The 21,248-nt window shown below is 72.0% G+C and carries 16 protein-coding genes; 10 read left to right on the forward strand and 6 right to left on the reverse strand.

What is annotated here, in order from left to right; all coding sequences use genetic code 11:
* Nucleotides 1–16 precede the first annotated feature (16 nt).
* Nucleotides 17–2,248, reverse strand: a complete 2,232-nt coding sequence (gene pnp / locus J5Y09_RS17355) for a polyribonucleotide nucleotidyltransferase (RefSeq protein WP_209353086.1) — start codon at nucleotides 2,246–2,248, stop codon at nucleotides 17–19.
* A gap of 430 nt (nucleotides 2,249–2,678) precedes the next feature.
* Here pnp and J5Y09_RS17360 point away from each other — a divergent pair, with 430 nt between their 5' ends.
* The 4 genes from J5Y09_RS17360 (at nucleotide 2,679) to J5Y09_RS17375 (ending at nucleotide 7,067) form a co-directional block, all read left to right on the forward strand.
* Nucleotides 2,679–3,302 carry a DUF938 domain-containing protein gene (locus tag J5Y09_RS17360; RefSeq protein WP_209353087.1) on the forward strand — a complete coding sequence of 208 codons (624 nt, stop codon included), beginning with the start codon at nucleotides 2,679–2,681 and terminating at the stop codon, nucleotides 3,300–3,302.
* 25 nt (nucleotides 3,303–3,327) lie between these two features.
* Nucleotides 3,328–4,293, forward strand: a complete 966-nt coding sequence (locus J5Y09_RS17365; RefSeq protein WP_209353088.1) for a hydroxymethylglutaryl-CoA lyase — start codon at nucleotides 3,328–3,330, stop codon at nucleotides 4,291–4,293.
* A 196-nt stretch (nucleotides 4,294–4,489) separates the two neighbouring features.
* The gene (locus tag J5Y09_RS17370) at nucleotides 4,490–5,638 is read left to right on the forward strand and encodes a CaiB/BaiF CoA transferase family protein (RefSeq protein WP_209353089.1); all 1,149 of its coding nucleotides are present in this window, start codon (nucleotides 4,490–4,492) and stop codon (nucleotides 5,636–5,638) included.
* 28 nt (nucleotides 5,639–5,666) lie between these two features.
* Nucleotides 5,667–7,067 carry an FAD binding domain-containing protein gene (locus tag J5Y09_RS17375; protein ID WP_245217205.1) on the forward strand — a complete coding sequence of 467 codons (1,401 nt, stop codon included), beginning with the start codon at nucleotides 5,667–5,669 and terminating at the stop codon, nucleotides 7,065–7,067.
* A gap of 22 nt (nucleotides 7,068–7,089) precedes the next feature.
* Here the strand turns inward: J5Y09_RS17375 and J5Y09_RS17380 are convergent, their stop codons facing one another.
* Genes J5Y09_RS17380 through J5Y09_RS17390 form a run of 3 tightly spaced genes read right to left on the reverse strand, consistent with a single transcriptional unit; the run spans nucleotide 7,090 to nucleotide 9,811 of the window.
* Nucleotides 7,090–8,025, reverse strand: a complete 936-nt coding sequence (locus J5Y09_RS17380) for an NAD(P)-dependent oxidoreductase (RefSeq protein WP_209353090.1) — start codon at nucleotides 8,023–8,025, stop codon at nucleotides 7,090–7,092.
* Between the two features lie 32 nt (nucleotides 8,026–8,057).
* Entirely contained in the window at nucleotides 8,058–8,831 is a 774-nt protein-coding gene (locus J5Y09_RS17385) for an MBL fold metallo-hydrolase (protein WP_209353091.1), read from the reverse strand.
* An 11-nt stretch (nucleotides 8,832–8,842) separates the two neighbouring features.
* Nucleotides 8,843–9,811: a Bug family tripartite tricarboxylate transporter substrate binding protein gene (locus J5Y09_RS17390; RefSeq protein WP_209353092.1), complete on the reverse strand. Its 969-nt coding sequence runs from the start codon at nucleotides 9,809–9,811 to the stop codon at nucleotides 8,843–8,845.
* Nucleotides 9,812–9,942: 131 nt separating this feature from the next.
* On the opposite strand from J5Y09_RS17390, the gene J5Y09_RS17395 reads away from it, so the two are divergent.
* From J5Y09_RS17395 to J5Y09_RS17405, 3 genes are read left to right on the forward strand one after another with little or no spacing between them, the layout of a single operon-like run.
* Nucleotides 9,943–11,595: a hydantoinase B/oxoprolinase family protein gene (locus J5Y09_RS17395; protein WP_209353093.1), complete on the forward strand. Its 1,653-nt coding sequence runs from the start codon at nucleotides 9,943–9,945 to the stop codon at nucleotides 11,593–11,595.
* Nucleotides 11,592–13,694: a hydantoinase/oxoprolinase family protein gene (locus J5Y09_RS17400; RefSeq protein ID WP_209353094.1), complete on the forward strand. Its 2,103-nt coding sequence runs from the start codon at nucleotides 11,592–11,594 to the stop codon at nucleotides 13,692–13,694. Before J5Y09_RS17395 ends, J5Y09_RS17400 begins: the two co-directional genes overlap by 4 nt.
* Nucleotides 13,691–14,671 carry a Bug family tripartite tricarboxylate transporter substrate binding protein gene (locus J5Y09_RS17405; RefSeq protein WP_209353095.1) on the forward strand — a complete coding sequence of 327 codons (981 nt, stop codon included), beginning with the start codon at nucleotides 13,691–13,693 and terminating at the stop codon, nucleotides 14,669–14,671. The genes J5Y09_RS17400 and J5Y09_RS17405 overlap by 4 nt, the downstream gene beginning before the upstream one ends.
* Nucleotides 14,672–14,675: 4 nt before the next feature.
* On the opposite strand, the gene J5Y09_RS17410 is transcribed toward J5Y09_RS17405, so the two are convergent.
* Nucleotides 14,676–15,281 carry a glutathione S-transferase family protein gene (locus J5Y09_RS17410; protein ID WP_245217211.1) on the reverse strand — a complete coding sequence of 202 codons (606 nt, stop codon included), beginning with the start codon at nucleotides 15,279–15,281 and terminating at the stop codon, nucleotides 14,676–14,678.
* 141 nt (nucleotides 15,282–15,422) lie between these two features.
* Between J5Y09_RS17410 and J5Y09_RS17415 the strand changes: the two genes are divergently transcribed.
* Genes J5Y09_RS17415 through J5Y09_RS17425 form a run of 3 tightly spaced genes read left to right on the forward strand, consistent with a single transcriptional unit; the run spans nucleotide 15,423 to nucleotide 19,758 of the window.
* Nucleotides 15,423–15,854, forward strand: coding sequence for a PaaI family thioesterase (locus J5Y09_RS17415; RefSeq protein ID WP_209353097.1), 432 nt, complete (start codon nucleotides 15,423–15,425; stop codon nucleotides 15,852–15,854).
* 47 nt (nucleotides 15,855–15,901) lie between these two features.
* The gene (locus tag J5Y09_RS17420; RefSeq protein WP_209353098.1) at nucleotides 15,902–17,104 is read left to right on the forward strand and encodes an acetyl-CoA C-acyltransferase; all 1,203 of its coding nucleotides are present in this window, start codon (nucleotides 15,902–15,904) and stop codon (nucleotides 17,102–17,104) included.
* 41 nt (nucleotides 17,105–17,145) lie between these two features.
* On the forward strand, nucleotides 17,146–19,758 hold the full coding sequence (locus J5Y09_RS17425) for an AMP-binding protein (protein WP_209353099.1): 2,613 nt from the start codon (nucleotides 17,146–17,148) through the stop codon (nucleotides 19,756–19,758).
* A 75-nt stretch (nucleotides 19,759–19,833) separates the two neighbouring features.
* On the opposite strand, the gene ahcY is transcribed toward J5Y09_RS17425, so the two are convergent.
* The gene (gene ahcY, locus J5Y09_RS17430; RefSeq protein WP_209353100.1) at nucleotides 19,834–21,234 is read right to left on the reverse strand and encodes an adenosylhomocysteinase; all 1,401 of its coding nucleotides are present in this window, start codon (nucleotides 21,232–21,234) and stop codon (nucleotides 19,834–19,836) included.
* Between the last annotated feature and the right edge of the window lie 14 nt (nucleotides 21,235–21,248).

The raw sequence follows: 21,248 nt of genomic DNA on the forward strand, positions 1-21,248 counted from the left end.
GCACTTGGTTATTGGTTCAGTCCGCGGCGTCGCCGCGCTCGCGCCGCTCGCCGCGGTCACGCCGCTCGCCGCCGCGCTCGCCACGGTCGCGACGCTCGCCACGATCGTCGCCGCCCTCGCGCGGGCGACGGGCGCCGACCTGCTCGGTGATGTCCGCGCCGGTGGCCTGGTCGACCACGCGCATGGACAGCTTCACCTTTCCGCGCTCATCGAAGCCGATGACCTTGACCTTCACCTGGTCGCCTTCCTTGACGATGTCGGTGGTCTTGTTCACCCGCTCCTGCGCCAGCTCGCTGATGTGGACGAGGCCGTCCTTGGCGCCGAGGAAGTTCACGAAGGCGCCGAACTCGGCGGTCTTCACGACCTTCCCGTTGTAGATCACGCCGATCTCGGGCTCGGCCACGATGCCGCGGATCCAGTCGATCGCCTTCTGCGCGGCCTCGATGCTGGTCGCCGCCACCTTGATCGTGCCGTCGTCCTCGATGTCGATCTTGGTGCCGGTCTGCTCGGTGATCTCGCGGATCACCTTGCCGCCCGAACCGATCACGTCGCGGATCTTGTCCTTCGGCACGTTGATGACGGTGATGCGCGGCGCGGTCGCCGCGACATCCGTGCGGTGGCCGGTCAGGCCCTTCGACATCTCGCCCAGGATGTGCAGGCGGCCGTCGCGCGCCTGGTCCAGCGCGATCTTCATGATCTCGAAGGTGATGGACGTGATCTTGATGTCCATCTGCAGGCTGGTGATGCCCGTATCCGTCCCGGCGACCTTGAAGTCCATGTCGCCGAGATGGTCCTCGTCGCCGAGGATGTCGGACAGCACCGCGAAGCCGCGGTCTTCCTTGATCAGGCCCATGGCGATGCCGGCGCAGGGGCGCTTCAGCGGCACGCCGGCATCCATCAGCGACAGCGAGGTGCCGCAGACGGTGGCCATCGAGGAGGAGCCGTTCGATTCCGTGATCTCGGAGACCACGCGGATCGTGTAGGGGAACTTCTCCTTCTCCGGCAGCAGCGGGTGGATCGCCCGCCAGGCCAGCTTGCCGTGGCCCACTTCGCGACGGCCCGGGCTGCCCATGCGGCCCGTCTCGTTCACGCTGTAGGGGGGGAAGTTGTAGTGCAGCATGAAGTCCTCACGGTACTCGCCCGTGAGGGCGTCGATGATCTGCTCGTCCTGCCCGGTGCCGAGCGTGGCGACGCAGAGCGCCTGCGTCTCGCCGCGCGTGAACAGCGCGGACCCATGCGCGCGCGGCAGCACGCCCACCTCGGACATGATCGGGCGCACGGTGCGCGTGTCGCGCCCGTCGATGCGCTTGCCGGTGTCGAGGATGTTGTTGCGGACGACGTCCGCCTCCAGCTCCTTCAGCAGGCCCTTCGCCGCGGCGACGTCCGCGCCCTCGGCTTCCAGTGCAGCGACCACGGCCTTCTTGACCGCGCCCACCTTCTCCTGCCGCAGCAGCTTCTGGGTTTCGGTGTAGGCGACCGCCATGTCGGCGCGGCCGAGCTCGGCGATGCGCTTCTTGAGCGCCTTGGTCGCCTCGCTTTCCTCCGGCAGGGGCCAGGGTTCCTTCGCCGCGACCTCGGCCAGGGCGATGATCGCCTGGATCACCGGCTGGAACGACCGGTGGCCGAACTCGACGGCGCCGAGCATGACCTCCTCGGTCAGCTCGCTCGCCTCGGATTCCACCATCAGCACGCCCTCGGCCGTGCCGGCGAGGACGAGGTCGAGCACGCTCGCCTTGCGCTCCTCGGCGGTCGGGTTCAGCACGTACTGGCCGTTGACGTAGCCCACGCGGGCGCCGGCGATCGGGCCGAAGAAGGGGATGCCCGACAGCGTCAGCGCGGCGGAGCAGCCGACCATGGCGACGATGTCGGCCTCATTCTCCATGTCGTGCGACAGCACGGTGGCGACGACCTGCACCTCGTTGCGGAACCCGTCCGGGAACAGCGGGCGGATCGGCCGATCGATCAGGCGGGAGGTCAGCGTCTCGAACTCGGACGGGCGGCCTTCGCGCTTGAAGAAGCCGCCGGGGATCTTGCCCGCGGCGAAGGCCTTCTCCTGGTAGTTCACGGTCAGGGGGAAGAAGTCCTGGCCGGGCTTCACCGATCGCGCGCCGACGGCGGTGCACAGCACGATGGTGTCGCCCAGGCGCGCGAGCACGGCGCCATCGGCCTGGCGGGCGACCTTGCCGGTTTCCAGCACCAGGGTCTTGCCGCCCCAGGGGATTTCCTTGCGGAAGTAGTTCTCGAACATCTTGCGTCCTCTCGGGTGCGGCGCGGGCGCCGCACGGGCCGTGCGCACCCGTCCTTCGCGGGCGCCAGCACGGCGGGATGGGGCCTTGGCAGGCCCCGGGAGCGACGCGGAGGGCGGAACAGGTGCGACCTGACGAGCGCCGGGAGAGTGGGCCGGGGTGTCGGCGTCTCGGGCGGCATGGGGTGGGCCCATCGCGCGGGCGCGACGGGAAGGCCGCCCATGTGGCCGGAAACGCCGCGCCGGTCCAGGCTCCGGGGCACGCGGTGTTCGCTGTTTGCCCGCCGCGGTCGCGGCGGTCGGGCGCGGCGCGGCAAGCGGCCGGGTCGCACCCGGGCGCTCCTATGGCGCAAATGGCGGCAGAACGCCACCGGAAACCACACGCCATGCGTGCAGGGCTTGCCGGCGGCGGTGGGGGGGCTATCCCGCCCCCATGACCGAGACCGACCTCCGCCGCCGCGCCCCCGCCGCCGCGCGCAACCGGGACCCCATCCTGGCCGCGCTCCGCCCCCGCCTGCCCGCGGCGGGGCTGGTGCTGGAAGTCGCGAGCGGCAGCGGCGAGCACGCGATCCATTTCGCCGCCGCCCTGCCGGGCCTGGCCTTCCAGCCGAGCGACGCGGACCCCGAGGCGCGGGCCAGCATCGATGCCTGGGCGGCGGAGGCCGCGCTGCCCAACATCCGGCCGGCGATCGCGCTGGATGCCGCCACCCTGCCCTGGCCGGTCGCGGCCGCCGATGCCGTGCTGTGCATCAACATGATCCACATCGCCCCCTGGGCGGCCTGCGAGGGGCTGGTCCGCGGCGCCGCCGGGCTCGGCGCGACGCTGGTGCTCTATGGCCCCTTCCGGCGCGGCGGGGCGCATACCGCGCCGTCCAACGAGGCCTTCGACGCGGACCTGCGCGCCCGCGACCCGTCCTGGGGCGTTCGGGACCTGGAGGCGGTGGCCGCGCTGGCCGCCGGGCAGGGCTTTGCGGCGCAGGAGATCGTCGCGATGCCGGCGAACAACCTGATGCTGGTCTTCCGCCGCCTCGACGCCACGCCCCGCGCCGCGCGATAGTCCCGCCGGAGCGAGGAGACCCGCCATGTCCGACCTGCCGCGCGCCGTGCGCATCACCGAGGAAGGCCCGCGCGAAGGCTTCCAGATCGCCGCCACGCCCGTGCCGACGCAGGACAAGATCGCGCTGATCGACGCGCTGTCGGCGACCGGCGCGCCGCGCATCCAGGTCGCCTCCTTCGTCAGCCCCAAGCGCGTGCCGGGCTGGGCCGATGCCGATGCCGTCGTCGCCGGCTTCGCGCCGCGCGCGGGCGTGGCCTACACCGCGCTGTGGTTCAACGCGCAGGGGCTGGACCGCGCGATGGCCTTCAAGGACAGGCTGACGCTGTACGGGTCCGTCACCGTCGCTGCGTCCGAGGCCTTCTCGCTGAAGAACCTGAACCGCGACCGCGCCGGGCAGATCGCCGCGCAACGGGAGACGATCGCCGCCCACCAGGCCGCCGGCGTGCCGGTCACGCGCGTCTCGGTCCAGGCGGCCTTCGGGTGCAATTTCTCCGGCGATGTCGCGCCTGCCCGCGCCGTGGCCGCCGTTTCGGAAGCGATGGCGCTGGCGGAGGAGACGGGCTGCGCCATCGAGAAGATCGCGCTGGCCGACACGATGGGCTGGGCCAATCCGCTGCTGATCGAGCGCGTGGTGGGCGAGGTGCGTTCCCGCTGGCCCGGCCAGGCGGTCTCGCTGCACCTGCACGACACGCGCGGCCTCGGCATCGCCAACGCCATGGCCGGGCTGCGCATGGGCGTGGCCGAGTTCGACGCCGCGGTGGGCGGCGCGGGCGGCTGCCCCTTCGCCGGGCATGCCGGCGCGCCGGGCAACATCGCGACGGAGGAACTCGTCCTGCTGTGCGAGGAGATGGGCATCGCGACGGGCATCGACCTCGATGCGCTCATCGCGGCGGGGCATCTCGCGGAGCGCGTGCTGGGGCGGACGCTGCCCTCCGCGCTGCTGCGCGGCGGGTCGCTGGCGGGGTTCCGGGCGAAGGCGCGGGCGGCGTGAGGCGCGGCGCGGCGCGCGGGTGGGGCGCCGCCCCTCCCGAACCCTCCCCGGCAAAGGCCGAAAGGCCTTTGCAATCCATGAGTTGGCGCCCCGCCTTGGAAGGTTCGGCGCCAGATATCGGTTCCCAAAGGCCTTTCGGCCTTTGGTGGGGAGGCCCGGAGGGGCAAGGCCCCTCCGGAAGCGAAGGACACGCCCCATGACATCCCTCCCCCTCGCCGGCATCCGCGTCGTCGAATTCTCGCACATGGTCATGGGCCCGACCTGCGGCCTGGTGCTGGCGGACCTGGGTGCGGAGGTCATCAAGATCGAGCCGCCCGGCAAGGGCGACCGCACGCGCTACCTGACCGCCTCCGGCACCGGCTTCTTCCCCGCCTTCAGCCGCAACAAGAAGTCCGTGCAGCTGGACACGGAGGACGAGGCCGACATCGAGACGCTGAAGCGGCTGATCGACACGGCCGACGTGGTGCTGGAGAATTTCCGCCCCGGCGGGCTGGAATCGAAGGGCCTCGGCTACGCCGCGCTGTCGGCGCGCAACCCGCGGCTGATCTACCTCTCGCTCAAGGGCTACCTGCCCGGCCCGTACGAGAACCGCACCGCCTTGGATGAGGTGGTGCAGATGCAGTCCGGCCTTGCCTACATGACCGGCCCGCCCGGGCGGCCGCTGCGCGCCGGCGCGCCGGTGAACGACATGATGGGGGGGATGTTCGGCGCCATCGCCATCCTCGCCGCGCTGCGGCAGCGGGACGTCACGGGGCGCGGCCAGCACCTGCAGTCCGGGCTGTTCGAGAACGCGGCCTTCCTCGTCTCCACCGCCATGCTGCAGCAGGCGATGACCGGCAAGGACCCGACGCCGATGCCCGCCGGCCGCCGTGCCTGGGGCGTCTATGACGTGTTCGACACCAGGGACGGGCAGCAGATCTTCGTCGGCGTCGTCACCGACCGGCAATGGGAGATCTTTCGCCGCGAACTGCAGGAACCCGCGCTGGAAGACCCCGCCTACGCCACCAACACCGACCGTGCGTCGCGGCGGGAGACGCTGATCCCGCTGGTGCAGTCGCTGCTCGTGAAGCACGACGTCGCGGCGATCGAGGCGATGTGCGAGCGCGCCGGCCTGCCCTTCTCCCGCATCGCCAGGCCCTGGGACCTGTTCGCCGACCCGCATCTGCTGGCCAGCGGCGGGCTGCTGCCCGTCACCCTGCCCGATGGCCGCGCGGGGGCGGTGCCGGCGCTGCCCGTCACCTTCGACGGCGCGCGGCTGGGCGTGCGGCACGACCTGCCGAAGCCCGGCGAGCATGACGAGGAGATCCTCGGGCCGCTCCGCGCCGCGCGCGACGCGGCGGAGTAGCGGCAGGCGCCTTGCCTGCCCCCGCGCCATGGACCACATCGCCACCATGGCCGGACCGATCCGCTTCACGCTCAACGGGCAGGACATCGCGCTGCCCGAGGGCACCTCGCCCACCGTCACGCTGCTCGACTGGCTGCGCGGGCCCGGCCACCTGCCCGGCACCAAGGAAGGTTGCGCGGAAGGCGATTGCGGCGCCTGCACGGTGGTGATCGAGGAGGGCGCGGCGCGCATCCCGGTCAATGCCTGCCTGATGCTGCTCGGCCAGGCGGCGGGTCGGGCGATCCGCACGGTGGAAGGCCTCGGCTCCGACCATCCCGTGCCGCGGACGCTGGCGGACAGCGACGGCACGCAATGCGGCTTCTGCACGCCCGGGATCGTCATGTCCGCCTGGGCCTGGACTCGGCAAGGCGGCGACGTGCACGAGGCGCTGGCCGGGAATCTCTGCCGCTGCACCGGCTATCGCCCCATCCTGGACGCGATGGCCGCCATGAGAGACGACGGCGCCGCCGCGCCATCCGCCGCCCCCGCGCCGGCCGATGTCTCGACCGCGGCGCAGCGCTTCTTCCTGCCGCGCGGGCTGGATGAGGCGATCGCGCTGCGCGCCGCGCATCCGGACGCCTGGCTGCTGTCCGGCGGCACCGATCTCGGCCTGCGCGTGTCGGAACACCGCGAACAGCCCGGCGCGGTGATCTGCCTGCTGAACGTGGCGGAGATGCAGTCGCTCACCGTCGACGCGCACGGCATCACGGCCGGCGCGGCGGTCTCCTACGGGCGGCTGCTTGCCGCCTGCGACGAGGATTTTTCCCCCTTCGCGCGGCTGCTCGCGCGGCTCGGCTCGCGGCAGATCCGCGGGCTGGGCACGCTGGGGGGCAATCTCGGCACGGCGAGCCCGATCGGGGATTCGCTGCCGCCGCTGATCGCGCTGGGGGCGATGGTGACGCTTGCCTCCCCGCGCGGGGAGCGCGTGCTGGCGGTGGAGGATTTCATCACCGGCTACCGCGCGACCGCGCTGGCGGCGGACGAGGTCATCGCGCGCGTGCACATCCCGCGCCCGCCGTCCGGCGCGCTGCTCGCCTGCGAGAAACTGTCCAAGCGCCACGACCAGGACATCGCGACGGTCGGGCTTTCGGTGCTGCTGGAATTCGAGGATGGCGTTGTGCGCGCGGCGCGCATCGCCCATGGCGGCTGCGGCCCGCGCGCGGCGCGCGCGCCGGGGGCGGAGGCGGTGCTGCTCGGCGCGCCCTTCGATGCCGCCGCTGCGGACCGCGCGGCGCACGCCCTGGACGCGGAGATCGCGCCGCTGTCCGACCTGCGCGGCAGCGCGGCGTATCGGCGCATCGCCGCGGGCAACCTGCTGCGGCGGCTGGCGCTGCGCGCGCCGGGCGTGATGGACCTGCCGGCCCCGCACGCCCCGCGCTTCATGGCCTGACGCGCCGGGCGGCGGGCGCGCCTCAGCCGCCCTTGTCGGCCTCCAGCACGGCGTTCACCGCCGCCGGGTCGCAGGCGATGGCGACACCCGCGCGGTCGAGCTGCATCTTCATCGGCGAACGGCTGTCGAGGTTCTCCCAGCCGCGGTTCAGCGCCTCGTTCACATCCTCCAGCGTCAGGTTGCACAGGCGCATCGGCACGCCGAGCTCGCGGCCCATGTTCACCGCCAGCGAGATGTCCTTGTGCGCCAGCTTCAGCGTGAAGGATGGCGGGTCGTAGTGGTCGATCAGGAACTGGTCGGCCAGCCGGTCGAAGGTGCGCCGCCGGCCGAGCGCGCCCTGCCGCACCACGCGCCAGAGCTCGAGCGGGTCCATCCCCGCCTTCACGCCCATGGAGAAGACCTCCGCCAGCACGGACTGGATCGCGTAGCCGGCCATGTTGTGCACGAGCTTCGCGACCGTCGCCGTGCCGATCGGGCCGATATAGGCCGCCTGGTCGCCGAAGCTGTCGAGCAGCGGCTTGTACTTGTCGTAGATCGCGCGATCGCCGCCGACCCAGATGGCGAGCTTGCCGCTCTCGGCCCCCTTCGGCCCGCCGCTGACCGGCGCGTCGAAGGCATGGGCGCCCTTCTCGGCCAGCGCCTCGGCGATGCGGCGGACCAGCGCCTGGGAATTGGTCGTGAGGTCGAACAGCACGGCGCCCGGCTGAATGCCGGCGAGGATGCCCTCGGGCCCGAAGACGACCGGCTCGACCTCCTTCGGGCCGGGCAGGGAGGTGAAGACCACCTCGCATTGCTCGGCCACCGCCCTGGGCGTCTCCGCCCAGACCGCGCCGGCGGACAGGCGGTTCGCACCCGCCTCCCGCCTGACGTCGTGGATGACGAGGTCATGCCCGGCCTTCTGGATGTTGGCGGCCATGAAGGCCCCCATGGTGCCGAGCCCGATGAAACCGACCTTCATGCCAGCATCTCCTCCCGCCGCCGCCGCGCGCCTCAGGGCGCGAGGTCGAAGCGCGTCATGGTGTCCAGGTCGTCGCCGAACCAGGCCTTGATGCCGGCCCGGTGCGCGCCGATCGCGCGCGGGATGCCGTTCTCGACCACCATCGGCAGGTCATGGCCGGGGATCAGCACGCAGCCCGGGCGGGCGCGGCAGATCTCCCACACCATGTCGATCGTCGCGCGGCTGACCGCGGGGTCGTAGGTCATGTCGGTGCGGCGCGTGGTGAGTTCCACGCGGTTCTTCACCGCGTCCTGCAGCAGCACGCAATCCTGCCCGTCGCCCTTGATGACGAAGATCAGGTGCCCCGGCGTATGGCCGGGGGCGAGATGCGCGGTGATGCCGGGCAGCACTTCGGCGCCGTCGTCCATCAGCACCAGCGTCGGCCAGGTGGACAGGCCGGCCACGGCGTGTTCGGGCACCGGCGTCTCCCCCCAGGGCACGCCGAGCGCCCAGGCCATCTCGCGCCGCCCCGCATGGATGCGCGCCTGCCGGAAGATCGGCCAGTTGACGCAGTGGTCGTGGTGCAGGTGGCTCAGCAGCAGGTCGGTGACGTCGCCCGGCGCAAGCCCGCGCGCGGCCAGCATGCCGACCAGCACGCGCCGCATGCCGAAGCCGCCGCCATCGAGCAGCACGACGCGCCCATGCCCGCGCAGCAGCAGCACCGTGCTCCAGCCGAGGCCGCCATGCGGGTCCGCCTTGCCGGGGAAGCCGTTGACCAGGATCTCGAGGTCCCAGCCACCGCCGCGCCAGCGCATGCCGTCATCCATGCCCGCTCTCCTCAATCCATCGTCGCGCCGGAAGACCGCGCGACCGGGATCCACAGCGCGAGCTGCGCATCCCAGAAGGTGGCGAGTTCCTCCGCGCTGCCGCCGCGCGGATCGACGCCGACATCGACCAGGCGCTGGCGAATGGTGGGCGAGGCGACCGCGGCGCGCGCGGCGCGTTCCAGCCGCGCGACCACCGGCGCGGGCGTGCCCACCGTCGCGAAGACGGCGTGCCAGTTGTAGCTTTCATAGCCCGGCAGGCCGGCTTCCTCGGCCGTCGGCACCTCCGGCATGGCGGGGCTGCGCGTGCGCGTCGCCATGGCGAGCGCCCGCACGCGCCCTTCGCGCACCATCGCCACATAGGGCGGCAGCGTGTCGACCATCATGTCCACCGTGCCGGCGATCAGGTCGTTCAGCGCGGGGCCGGACCCGCGATAGGGCACATGCACCATCTCCACGCCGATCAGCCCGGCGAGCATGTGGCCCGACAGGTGCACGATCGTGCCGGGGCCCGAGCTCGCATAGGTCACGCGCCCCGGGTTGCGGCGGACATGCTCGACGAATTCGCGCAGGTTCGCCGCCGGCAGGCGCGGGTTCACCACGATGATGTTCGGCACCAGCCCGACGAGCGAGACCGGCACGAAGGACCGCCGCATGTCGAAGGGCAGGTTGCGGTAGAGCGCTACGTTCAGCACGGCGGAGGACGCGGTGTGGAAGACGATGGTGTATCCGTCCGCCGGCGCGGTCAGCGCCGCCTGGGACCCGATCACGCCGCCCGACCCGCCCCGGTTCTCCACCACCACCGGCTGGCCGAGATCCTCCGCCATGCCCTGCGCGACCAGGCGGGAGACGATGTCCGCCGCGCCGCCGGCGGCGAAGGGCACCACCATGCGGACCGGCCGCTCGGGGAAGCCGCCCTGCGCGGCGGCCGGCCCGGCCAGCGCGGTCGCGCAGGCGACGAGAAGCGCGATGATGGCGCGCATGGCGTGTCCTCTCCCGTTCGGCGCGTCGCGCGCCGTTGCGCGCAGTAGAACCGCGCATGGCCGGAAGGTCCAGGGCGCCCGCCTGCATTTGGTGGGTTGCGCCCGTGGCCGCGCGGTTGAACCATCCCCCCATGCCCGAGCCCGACGCCTTCGACCCCATCAGCCTTGAGATCCACTGGTCCCGGCTGATCTCCATCGCCGACGAGGCCGCCACCGGCCTGCTGCGCACCGCCTTCTCCACCATCGTGCGCGAGTCGAACGACTTCGCCACGGTGCTGATGGACCGCAACGGCGACAGCGTGAGCGAGAACACCGGCGGCATCGCCTCCTTCTCCTGCATCCTGCCCAAGACGACCAAGACCTTCCTGGAACGCTTCCCGGCCGAGACCTGGCAGCCGGGCGACTGCGTCATCACCAACGACCCTTGGCTCGCCACCGGCCACCTGCCGGACTTCACGGCGGTGACGCCGATCTTCCACCGCGGCGCGCTGGTGGGCTTCGCGGGGTCGATCTCCCATTCGCCGGATGTCGGCGGATCGCTCTGGTCGGCCGATTGCCGCGAATTGTTCGAGGAAGGCATCCGCATCCCGCCCTCGCGCCTGTATCGCGCGGGGGAACGCAACGAACAGCTGGTGGACATCCTGCTGTCCAACGTGCGCGTGCCGCGCCAGGTGCTGGGCGACCTGGAGGCGCAGGTCGTCGCCAACCGCGTCTGCGCGCAGGGCGTCGCCGAATTCCTCTCCGACACCGGACTGCCCGACCTGCAGGGGCTGTCGGCCGCGCTGACCGCCCGCGCCGACGCCGCGATGCGCCGCGCCATCGCGGCACTTCCCGACGGCACCTGGCGCAGCGTGCTGGAGGCGGACGGCTTCGACGAGGCGATCACGCGCATCGTCTGCGAGGTGACGATCCGCGGCGACACCATGCATATCGACTTCGCCGGGACCTCCCCGCAGGTCGATCGCGGCATCAACTGCGTGATGAACTACACCCACGCCTATTCGGTCTATCCGATCAAATGCGCGCTCGACCCCTTCACGCCGCGCAACGAGGGGTCCTACCAGGCGATCACCGTCGCCGCGCCCGAGGGCAGCATCCTCAACCCCCGCTTCCCCGCGCCGTGCAGCGCGCGGCAACTCACGGGGCACCTGCTGGCGGGCGCGATCTACAAGGCGCTGGCGCCGGTGATGCCGGAGAAGATCATCGCCGAATGCGGCGGCGCGCCGACCATGCGCGCGCTGTTCAGCGGCATGACCGCGGATGGGGACCGCTTCTCCCAGGTGCTCTTCGCATCGGGCGGCATGGGCGCTTCCCCGCACCGGGACGGGCTGCCGACCACCGCCTTCCCGACCAATGTCGGCGCGGGGTCGATCGAGGCTTATGAAAGCGTCGCGCCGCTGGTCGTCTGGAAGAAGCAGCTGCTGCCCGATTCCGGCGGCGCGGGAAGGTTCCGCGGCGGGCTGGGGCAGGAGGTGGAGATCGAGGTGCGCGCACCCGACGCGGTGCGGCTCTCCCTGCTGTCGGACCGGCGCGACCATCCGGCGCTCGGCGTGCTCGGCGGCGGGCCGGGCGGGGCGGCGCTGATCGAACTCGCGGACGGCACGCGGCCGCATCCGAAGTCCCGCACCACGGTCGCGGCCGGCGCGCGGCTGCGGATGCACTATGCGGGGGGCGGCGGGTATGGCGACCCGAAGGCGCGCGACCCGGCGGCGCTCGCCGAGGATGTGCGGAACGGCTACGTCACGGCCGAAGGCGCGGCGCGCGACTACGGGGTGAAGTCATGACCCCCACCGCACGCATCGGTGTCGATGTCGGCGGCACCTTCACCGACTTCGTCCTGCACGACCCCGCGCGCAACCTGGTCGCCACCGGCAAGCGCCTGACCACGCCCGACGATCCGTCCGAGGCGATCGTCGCCGGCATCGCGCGCCTGCTCGAGGAAACCGGCCTGCCGCCCGCCGCGCTGCATTCCGTGGTGCATGGCACGACGCTGGTGACCAACACCATCATCGAGCGCACCGGCTGCAAGGTCGGGCTGCTGACGACGGAAGGCTTCCGCGACTCCATCGAGATCGGCAAGGAGACGCGCTACGACCTCTACGACCTGTTCCTCGAACCCGCGCCGACTCTGGTGCCGCGGGCGCTGCGGCTCGAAGTCCCGGGCCGGCTCGACGTGCATGGCGCCGAACTGAAGCCACTGGACGAAGCGGCCGTCGCGCGCCAGGCCGCGGCGCTGGTGGCGGAGGGCGTGGAGGCCATCGCCATCGGCTTCATGCATGCCTGGCGCGACGCGCGGCACGAGAAGCGCGCGGCCGAGATCGTCCGCGCCGCGCATCCCGGCATCGCGCTGACCCTCTCCTCCGCCGTCGCGCCGGAGATCCGCGAGTTCGAGCGCATCTCCACCGCCTGCGCCAACGCCTATGTCCAGCCGCGCATGCTGCGCTACCTGGACCGGCTCGAGGCGCGGCTGGCGGAACTCGGCGTCACTGGCGCGCTCTATGTCATGCTCTCGGGCGGCGGCATCGCGAGCGTGCAGGAGGCGAAGGACTTTCCCATCCGCCTGATCGAATCCGGCCCGGCGGCGGGCGCGATGGCGGCGTCCTGGCTCGCGCGGCAATCGGGGCTCGACCACGTCGTCTCCTACGACATGGGCGGCACCACGGCGAAGATGTGCCTGATCGAGAACGGCGCGCCCGACCGGAAGTTCGAGTTCGAGGCCGGCCGCGTGCGCCGCTTCCAGAAGGGATCGGGCCTGCCGCTCAAGGTCAGCGTCGTCGACATGATCGAGATCGGCGCCGGCGGGGGTTCCATCGCGCGCGTCGACGAAGGCTCCGGGCTGATGAAGGTGGGGCCCCGCAGCGCGGGCGCGAAGCCGGGGCCGATCTGCTACGGGCGCGGCGGCACGGAGCCGACGGTGACGGATTCCGACCTCGTGCTCGGCCGGCTCGACCCCGCCTACTTCCTGGGTGGGGAGATGGCGCTCGACCTCGATGCCGTGAAGCGCGCCGTAACCGACCGGCTCGCGACCTCGCTGCGCGTGACGCCGGACGACGCCGCGCTCGGCATCCGGCGCATCGTGGACGAGACCATGGCGGCCGCGACGCGCATGCACCTGGCCGAGAAAGGCCGCGACCCGCGGCGCTACACGCTGGTCGCCTTCGGCGGCGCGGGGCCGGTGCATGCCTGCGACCTCGCGCGGCGGCTTAAGATGGGTCGCGTGCTCGTGCCGCTCGGCGCCGGCGTCGCCTCCGCGCTCGGCTTCCTCGTCGCCCCGCCGGCGACCGACCTGGTGCGCAGCCTGGTCGGGCGGCTGGAACGGCTCGACTGGGGCAAGGTCGCCGCGCTGTATGCCGAGATGGAGGCGGAAGCCCGCGCGCTGCTGACCGGCGCGGGCGCCGATCCGGCGGCGATCGCGTTCCGCCCGGCGGCCGACATGCGCTATGTCGGCCAGGGCTTCGAGATCCCCGTGCCGCTGCCGACCATGGCGCCGACCGCGGCCGACCTGCCGGCGATCCGCGAATCTTTCCTCGCCGCGTATCGCGAACGCTTCGGCCGCGCGCTCGATGAACTGCCGGTGGAGGCGCTGACCTGGCGCCTCGCCGCCGCGGCACCCGGGCGCGACATCGACATGAAGGGTGCGAACATCGCCGAGGGCCGCGCCGCGGCGCGCGGCACGCGCAGCGCCCTGTTTGAAGGCCATGGCTGGTGCGACTGCGCGGTGATCGACCGCTACGCGCTGGCCCCCGGCGCGGCCTTCGCCGGCCCGGCGCTGGTCGAGGAGCGCGAATCCACCTGCGTCGTGCCGCCCGGCGCGCGCGTGACAGTGGATGCCTTCCGCAACCTCGTCATCGATCTTCCCACCCCCCAGGAGGCCCCGTCATGACAAGCACCAGCCGCCGCGCGCTGCTCGGCGCATCCCTTGCCGTGCCCGCCTTGCACGTCGCCCGCGCGCAGGCCGCCTGGCCGACGCGCCAGGTCACCCTGGTGAATCCCTGGCCGCCCGGCGGATCGTCGGACACCATGGCGCGGCTCTTCGCGCAGCGCTTCTCGGAAACCCTCGGCCATCCCTTCGTGGTGGAGAACCGCGCCGGCGCCTCCGGCACGATCGGCCACGGCCACGTCGCGCAGCAGCGGCCGGATGGCGCGACGCTGATCTTCGGCACCAACAGCACCTACGCCATCGCGCCGCATCTCCTCACGCAACTGCCCTACGACAACCGCACGGCCTTCACCGGCGTGACGCTGGTCGCGCGCACGGCGCAGGCGGTCTGCGTGCATCCCTCCGTGCCCGTGGCCACGATCCAGGAGTTCCTGGCCTATGTGCGCGCGCGGCCGGGGCAGGTGAACTTCTCCTCCGCCGGCATCGGCGCGACGAGCCACCTCGCGACCGAGCTGCTGATGGCCGCGGCGGGGCTCGACATGGTGCACGTGCCCTATCGCGGCGGCGCGCCGTCGGCCCAGGCGGTGCTGTCGGGCGAGACGAAGATGTCCTTCATCGACGCCATCACGGCGCTGCCGCACCGCCAGGCCGGCACGCTGAAGATGCTCGCGGTGTCGACCGCCACGCGCTCGCCGCTCGCGCCCGATGTGCCCACCCTGCAGGATGCCGGCGTCGCGGGCTTCGAATCCTCGACCGACATGGCGATCCTCGGCCCCGCCGGCCTGCCGGCGCCGGTGACGGAGGCGATCGCGGCCGCGGTGCGCGCGGCGGTGGCGGACCCAGCCTTCCGCCAGCGGGTCATCGCCCAGGGCGCCGATCCGGTCGGCGGCACGCCGGCGGAATTCGCGACCTACTGGACGCGGGAGAGCGAGAAGTGGGGCAACCTCATCCGCACGCGGAACATCCGCATGCCGTCCTGATCCCTCAGCGCGGCGGCGGCACCGTCGCCGCGACCGAGGGCCGCGCCTGCGCCGCGTCGAACAGCGCGGACAGCACCGGCCGCCCTTGCCGCCAGGCGAAGGAGGGGTGGCGCACCTCGCAATAGCCGAGCAGCGCCACCAGCGCGAACCACGCCGCGTCGCGCGCTGCGAAGCCGCCCGCCGCCGCGTCGCGTTCCAGCGCATCGGCGATGCGCACGGCGCGCAGCGCTTCCAGCGCGATGACGCCGGGGCTGCGTTCATGCTCGGGCCGGCGCAGTTCGCGGTTCCACACCGCGATGCCGTCCATCATGCCGAGCACGCGGCCATAGGCGGCCAGCGCGCGCGGCGCGTCGGGCCCGGGCAGCAGGCGCCGCGCGGGTTCCACCAGGCTGTCGAGCATCATCAGCACCGGCGTCGTCTCGGTGATGGTCGTCCCGTCGTCCATCACCAGCGCCGGCACGCGGCCCACCGGGTTGAAGGGCAGCAGGACGGAGGCAGGGTCGCGCAGCGTCGCCTCCTCCACCGACACGCGGTCGGCCAGGGCGAGTTCGATCACCGCCATGCGGGCGATGCGGGCATAGGGCGAGCCGGGGGCGTGGTACAGGCGCATGGCCGCCACGCTAGACCCGTTTCGCGCCGTGCCAAGGCCGCGCGACGAGGCCTGCGCATGTTTTCCGCGGGACCGCGTCGATTCCTGCGGTCCTGGGCGCCCCCCGTTGACGCCGCCGCCGCGCCGGGCGAAGCCACCGCCATGACCGACGCGCCCGCCCCCTTCGACCCCGCCGCGCATGGCTGGAAGCATCTCCGCTGGCATGAGGAGGGGTTCCCCACCCTCGTCGGCCCCTTCTGGTCGAAGAAGGAAGGCGATGGCTGGGCCTATGGCCTGGTCGCGGAACCGCGCCACGGCAATGCGCATGGCATCATCCATGGCGGCATGCTCGTCACCTTCCTCGACCAGATCCTGGGCGTGACCTGCTGGGAAGCGGCCAAGCGCGGCCCCGTCGTGACCATCCAGCTCAACACGCATTTCGTCTCCGGCGCCAAGGCCGGGGAATTCCTGGAAGCGCGGGCGGAAGCGGTGCGCGCCACGCGGTCGGTCGTCTTCGTGCGCGGGCAGATCACGGTGGGCGATCGCATCGTCGCCACCGCCGACGGGGTGTGGAAGCGGCTGGGCGCGCCCTGACCGCCTGCGCTACCGTCCCCGCCAACCAACGCAGGGAAGGAAGCGCCATGCGCAGCGCCGTCATCGTCTCCACCGCCCGCACGCCGATCGGGCGTGCATATCGCGGCGCCTTCAACGACACCAACGCGCAGACGCTCGGCGGCCACGCCGTGCGCGCGGCGATCGACCGCGCGCGCCTCGACCCGGCGGAGGTCGAGGACGTGATCATGGGCGCCGCCCTCCAGCAGGGCTGCCAGGGCGGCAATGTCGGCCGTCAGGTGGCACTCGCCGCCGGCTGCCCGGACACGGTGCCGGGCATGAGCCTCGACCGGCAATGCTCCTCCGGCCTCATGGCCATCGCCACCGCGGCGAAGCAGATCCTGCATGACGGCATGCAGGTCGCGGTGGGTGGCGGGCTCGAATCCATCTCTCTCGTGCAGAACGAAAAGGCCAACTGGCACCGCCGCGCCGACCCCGCGCTCATGGAACGCGTGCCCCAGCTGTACATGTCGATGCTCGAGACCGCGGAGATCGTCTCCGAACGCTACGGCATCGGCCGCGACGCGCAGGACGAATACGCCTATCGCAGCCAGCTTCGAACCGCCGCCGCCCAGGCGCGCGGCGCCTTCGACGACGAGATCGTGCCGCTGCCCTCCGTCATGAAGCTCGCGAACAAGGAGACGGGGGAGGTCCTGGATGTCCCGACGACGCTCAAGAAGGACGAGGGCAACCGCGCCGACACGACGCTCGAGGGGTTGCAGTCGCTCAAGCCGGTGTTCAAGGACGGCATGGTGGTCAAGCAGGGCCGCTTCATCACGGCGGGGAATGCCAGCCAGCTCAGCGACGGCGCCTCGGCCTGCGTGCTGATGGAGGAAGCGGAGGCGTCGCGGCGCGGACTCCAGCCGCTCGGCATCTATCGCGGCATGGCCGTCGCCGGCTGCGATCCGGGGGAGATGGGCATCGGGCCGGTCTTCGCCGTGCCGAAGCTGCTGAAGCAGCACGGCCTGAAGGTCGAGGATATCGGCCTATGGGAGCTGAACGAGGCCTTCGCCTGCCAGGTGCTGTACTGCCGCGACCGCCTCGGCATCCCCGACCATCTGCTCAACGTCGATGGCGGCGCCATCTCGATCGGCCATCCCTATGGCATGTCCGGCGCGCGCATGGCCGCGCACGCGTTGATCGAGGGCAAGAAGCGTGGCGTGAACTTCGTGGTCGTGACCATGTGCGTCGGCGGCGGCCAGGGCGCGGCGGGCTTGTTCGAGGTGGCCTGACACCCCCATCTGACCGGCGCCCCGATCGGAGACGCCCAAGGATGGACGCCGCCTGCTGGACCCCCGCGCGCCTGGTCGCCGCGCTCGCCTCGCGCGGGCCGCGGCCGGCTGTCGTGACGATGGAGAATGGCCGGCCACGCGCCTGGCCCGGCGATGCGCTGGCACGCGACATCGAGCAGCTGGCGACGGGCCTCGTCGCCGCGGGCATCACGCCGGGGGAGCCGGTCGCGATCCACGCGCCGAACTCGCCCGACTGGATCGTGGTGCGCCTCGCCCTCGGCGCCGCCGGCGCGCTGCCGGTCGCGATCGACGACCTGTCGGGGGCCGAGGAAGCCGCCGCCATCATCGCCGATGCGGGCTGCCGCTGGCTCTTCGCCTCCGCCGCGCATGCCGCCGCCTTCCCGCCACGGGACGGGCTGCGCGTCGTGCTGGTGGACCGGCCCGATGCGCCGGAGGGCTGGCACGCGCTGCGCGCCGAGGCCGCCGCGCCGCTGCCCGACCTGCCGCCCGAGGCGGAGGCGATGGTCGTCTACACGTCAGGCACCACCGGCGCGCCGAAATCCTTCGCGCTGACGCATGCGAACCTGACCGCGAACCTCCGGGGCGTGATCGCGACGGACATGATCGGGCCGGAGGACCGGATGCTGGTGCCGCTGCCGCTGCACCACGTCTATCCCTTCCTCGTCGGGCTGATGACGCCGATCGCATCGGGTGCCGCCATCGTGCTGCCGGAAGCGGTCACCGGCCCGCTGCTCGTGCAGGCGCTGAGGGAGGGGGAGGCGACGATCATGATCGGCGTCCCCCGGCTGTATGTCGCGCTGCTGGCGGGGCTGGAAGCGCGGGTCGCGGCGCGCGGGCGCGTGCCGCAGGCGATCTTCCGCGCGTTGCTCGAACTCGCGACCAGCCTGCGCAAGGGCGGGCTCGACCCTGGCCGGCGGCTGTTCGGCGCGCTGCATGCGCAGATGGCGCCCAGCCTGCGGCTCATGGTCTCGGGCGGCGCGAGGCTCGACACCGACGCGACCTGGACGCTGGAGGCGCTCGGCTGGCGGGTCCTGAACGGCTACGGCCTCGCCGAGACCGCCTCGCTCTTCACCGGCAACACCCCCGCCGCGCAGCGCGTCGGCTCGGAAGGCCGGCCCGTCGCGGCCGGCACCGCGATGCGCATCGATCAGCCCGACGCGCTCGGCATCGGCGAGATCCTGCTGCGCGGCCCCAACGTGTTCTCCGGCTACCGCAACAACCCGCAGGCGAACGCCGCCTCCTTCACCGAGGATGGCTGGTTTCGCACCGGCGACCTCGGCCGCATCGACACCGACGGCTTCCTGCACGTGACCGGCCGCAGCAAGGAGGTAATCGTCCTCGGCGGCGGCAAGAACGTGATGCCGGAGGAGGTGGAGGCCGCCTACGCCGCCGACCCCGTCATCAAGGAAGTCGCGGTGCTGGAGAAGGACGGCACGCTGGTCGCGCTGGTGGTGCCGGACCTCGCCGCGGTGCGCGCCACCGGCAGCACGCGCGCGGAGGACGTGGTGCGCGTCGCGCTGGCGGAAGCGGCGCAGGGCCTGCCGTCGTTCCAGCGCCTCGCCGGCTATGCGCTGGCGCGGGAGCCGCTGCCGCGCACGCGGCTGGGCAAGGTGCAGCGCTTCCGGCTGGCCGCGCTCTACGACGAGCTCCGCGCCGGCCGCGCTGCCCCGCCGCCGCCGCTGACGGAGGAGGAAGCGGCGCTGATCGCCACCCCGGGGGCGCGGGAGGTGTGGGAGATCCTTTCGGCGCGCTACGCCGGCAAGCAGCTGTCGCCCGGCGCGCATCCCGCGCTCGACCTCGGCATCGACAGCCTGGAATGGGTCTCCCTCGCGCTCGACATCGAAAGCCGGACCGGGCTGCGCCTGACCGAGGAGGAGATGGCGGAGATGACGAGCCTGCGCGCGCTGCTGGAGCGCGCGGCCGGCGGCGCGCCCGCCATGCCCGTGCGCAGCGCCGCCGACCTGGCGGCCGATGCCGCGCGCGCGACGACGCCGCCTTCGTCGCTGCTGCTGCCGGTGCGCTTCGCCGGCTGGGCGATGGCGCGCGGGATCGGGCGGGCGATGTTCTCGCTCTCCGCCATCGGCGCAGACGCCGTGCCGCGCGACGGCCCCTTCGTGATCGTCGCCAACCATGTCAGCGACCTCGATCCCGGGCTGGTCGCGGCGGCGCTGCCTTTCGGCGCGATGCGACGCCTGTGGTGGGGCGGGGCGGTGGAGCGGCTGTTCGGCAGCGCGGGCGCGCGCGCCTTCGCCCGCGCCTTCCATGTCTTCCCGGTCGATGAACGGCAGCCCGCGCAGGTCACCGCGATGGCGCGCGCGGTGCTGGCGCGCGGCGAAGGTCTCGTCTGGTTCCCCGAATCCTGGCGCTCGCCCGATGGCGCGCTGCAGCGCTTCCTGCCCGGCATAGGCCGCGTGCTGAACGGGATGGATCAGGTGGTCGTGGTGCCCGCGCTGATCGAGGGCGCATTCGAGGCGATGCCGCGCAACCGCCGCCTGCCGCGCCGCCATCCCGTGCGCATCCGCTTCGGCGCGGCGTTCACGGCGGGCTCGCTCGCGGTGACGGCGACGGAGCCACGCGCGCGGGCGGAGGAGATCGCCACCCTGCTGCGGGCCTGCGTCGCAGCCCTGGAGTAACCCAGGTACCGGTTTCCAAAGGCCTCTCGGCCTTTGGCGGGGGGTCGAGGGGGGCGGCGCCCCCCTCGATGCCGGTCAGTAGCGGTACTGCTCCGCCTTGAACGGCCCCTGCTGCTCGACGCCGATGTAGGAAGCCTGCGCCGCGCTCATGCGGGTCAGCGTCGCGCCCACCTTCGCGAGGTGCAGCGACGCCACCTTCTCGTCCAGGTGCTTGGGCAGCACGTAGACCTTCTTCTCGTACTTGCCCGGGTTCGTCCAAAGCTCGATCTGCGCGAGCGTCTGGTTGGTGAAGGACGCCGACATCACGAAGGAAGGGTGCCCCGTCGCGTTGCCGAGGTTCACCAGGCGCCCTTCGGACAGCAGGATGATGCGCTTGCTGTCGGGGAACTCGATCTCGTCCACCTGCGGCTTGATGTTGTCCCACTTGTAGTTGCGCAGGCCGGCGACCTGGATCTCGCTGTCGAAGTGGCCGATGTTGCACACGATGGCGCGGTGCTTCATCGCGCGCATGTGGTCCACCGTGATGACGTCGATGTTGCCGGTCGCGGTGACGAAGATGTCCGCCTGCGGGGCGGCCTGCTCCATCGTCACGACCTCATAGCCTTCCATCGCGGCCTGCAGGGCGCAGATCGGATCGACCTCGCTGACCATCACGCGGCAGCCGGCATTGCGCAGCGAGGCGGCGGAGCCCTTGCCCACGTCGCCGAAGCCGCAGACCATCGCGACCTTGCCGGCCATCATCACGTCCGTGCCGCGGCGGATCGCGTCCACCAGCGACTCACGGCAGCCGTACAGGTTGTCGAACTTCGACTTGGTTACGCTGTCGTTCACGTTGATGGCGGGGAACAGCAGCTTGCCTTCCTTCGCCATGTTGTACAGGCGATGCACGCCCGTCGTCGTCTCCTCGGACACGCCGACGATGTTCTTCGCCAACTGCGCGAACCAGCCCGGCTTGGTCTTCAGGCAATCCTTGATGAGGGCGAAGAAGACCTCCTCCTCCTCATTCGTCGGCTTGTCGAGGAAGGCGACGTCGCCCTGCTCGGCGCGCAGGCCGTAGTGGACCAACAGCGTCATGTCGCCGCCGTCGTCGAGCAGCACGTTGGGCGTGCCGCCATCGGCCCATTCCAGCGTGCGCTTCACGTACTGCCAGTATTCCGGAAGGGTCTCGCCCTTCACGGCGAAGACCGGCGTGCCGGTCTCGGCGATCGCGGCCGCGGCGTGGTCCTGGGTGGAGAAGATGTTGCACGACGACCAGCGGACATCGGCGCCGAGATGCTTCAGCGTCTCGATCAGCACGGCGGTCTGGATGGTCATGTGCAGGCAGCCCGCGACGCGCGCGCCCTTGAGCGGCTGGGACGGGCCGTATTCGGCGCGCACGGCCATCAGGCCGGGCATCTCGTCCTCGGCCATCGAGATCTCCTTGCGGCCCCAGGAGGCCAGGGAGAGGTCCTTCACGACATAATCGGCAGCGGACATGCGCTCTCACTCTT

Source organism: Roseomonas nitratireducens, from assembly GCF_017813355.1.
Taxonomy (GTDB): domain Bacteria; phylum Pseudomonadota; class Alphaproteobacteria; order Acetobacterales; family Acetobacteraceae; genus Neoroseomonas; species Neoroseomonas nitratireducens.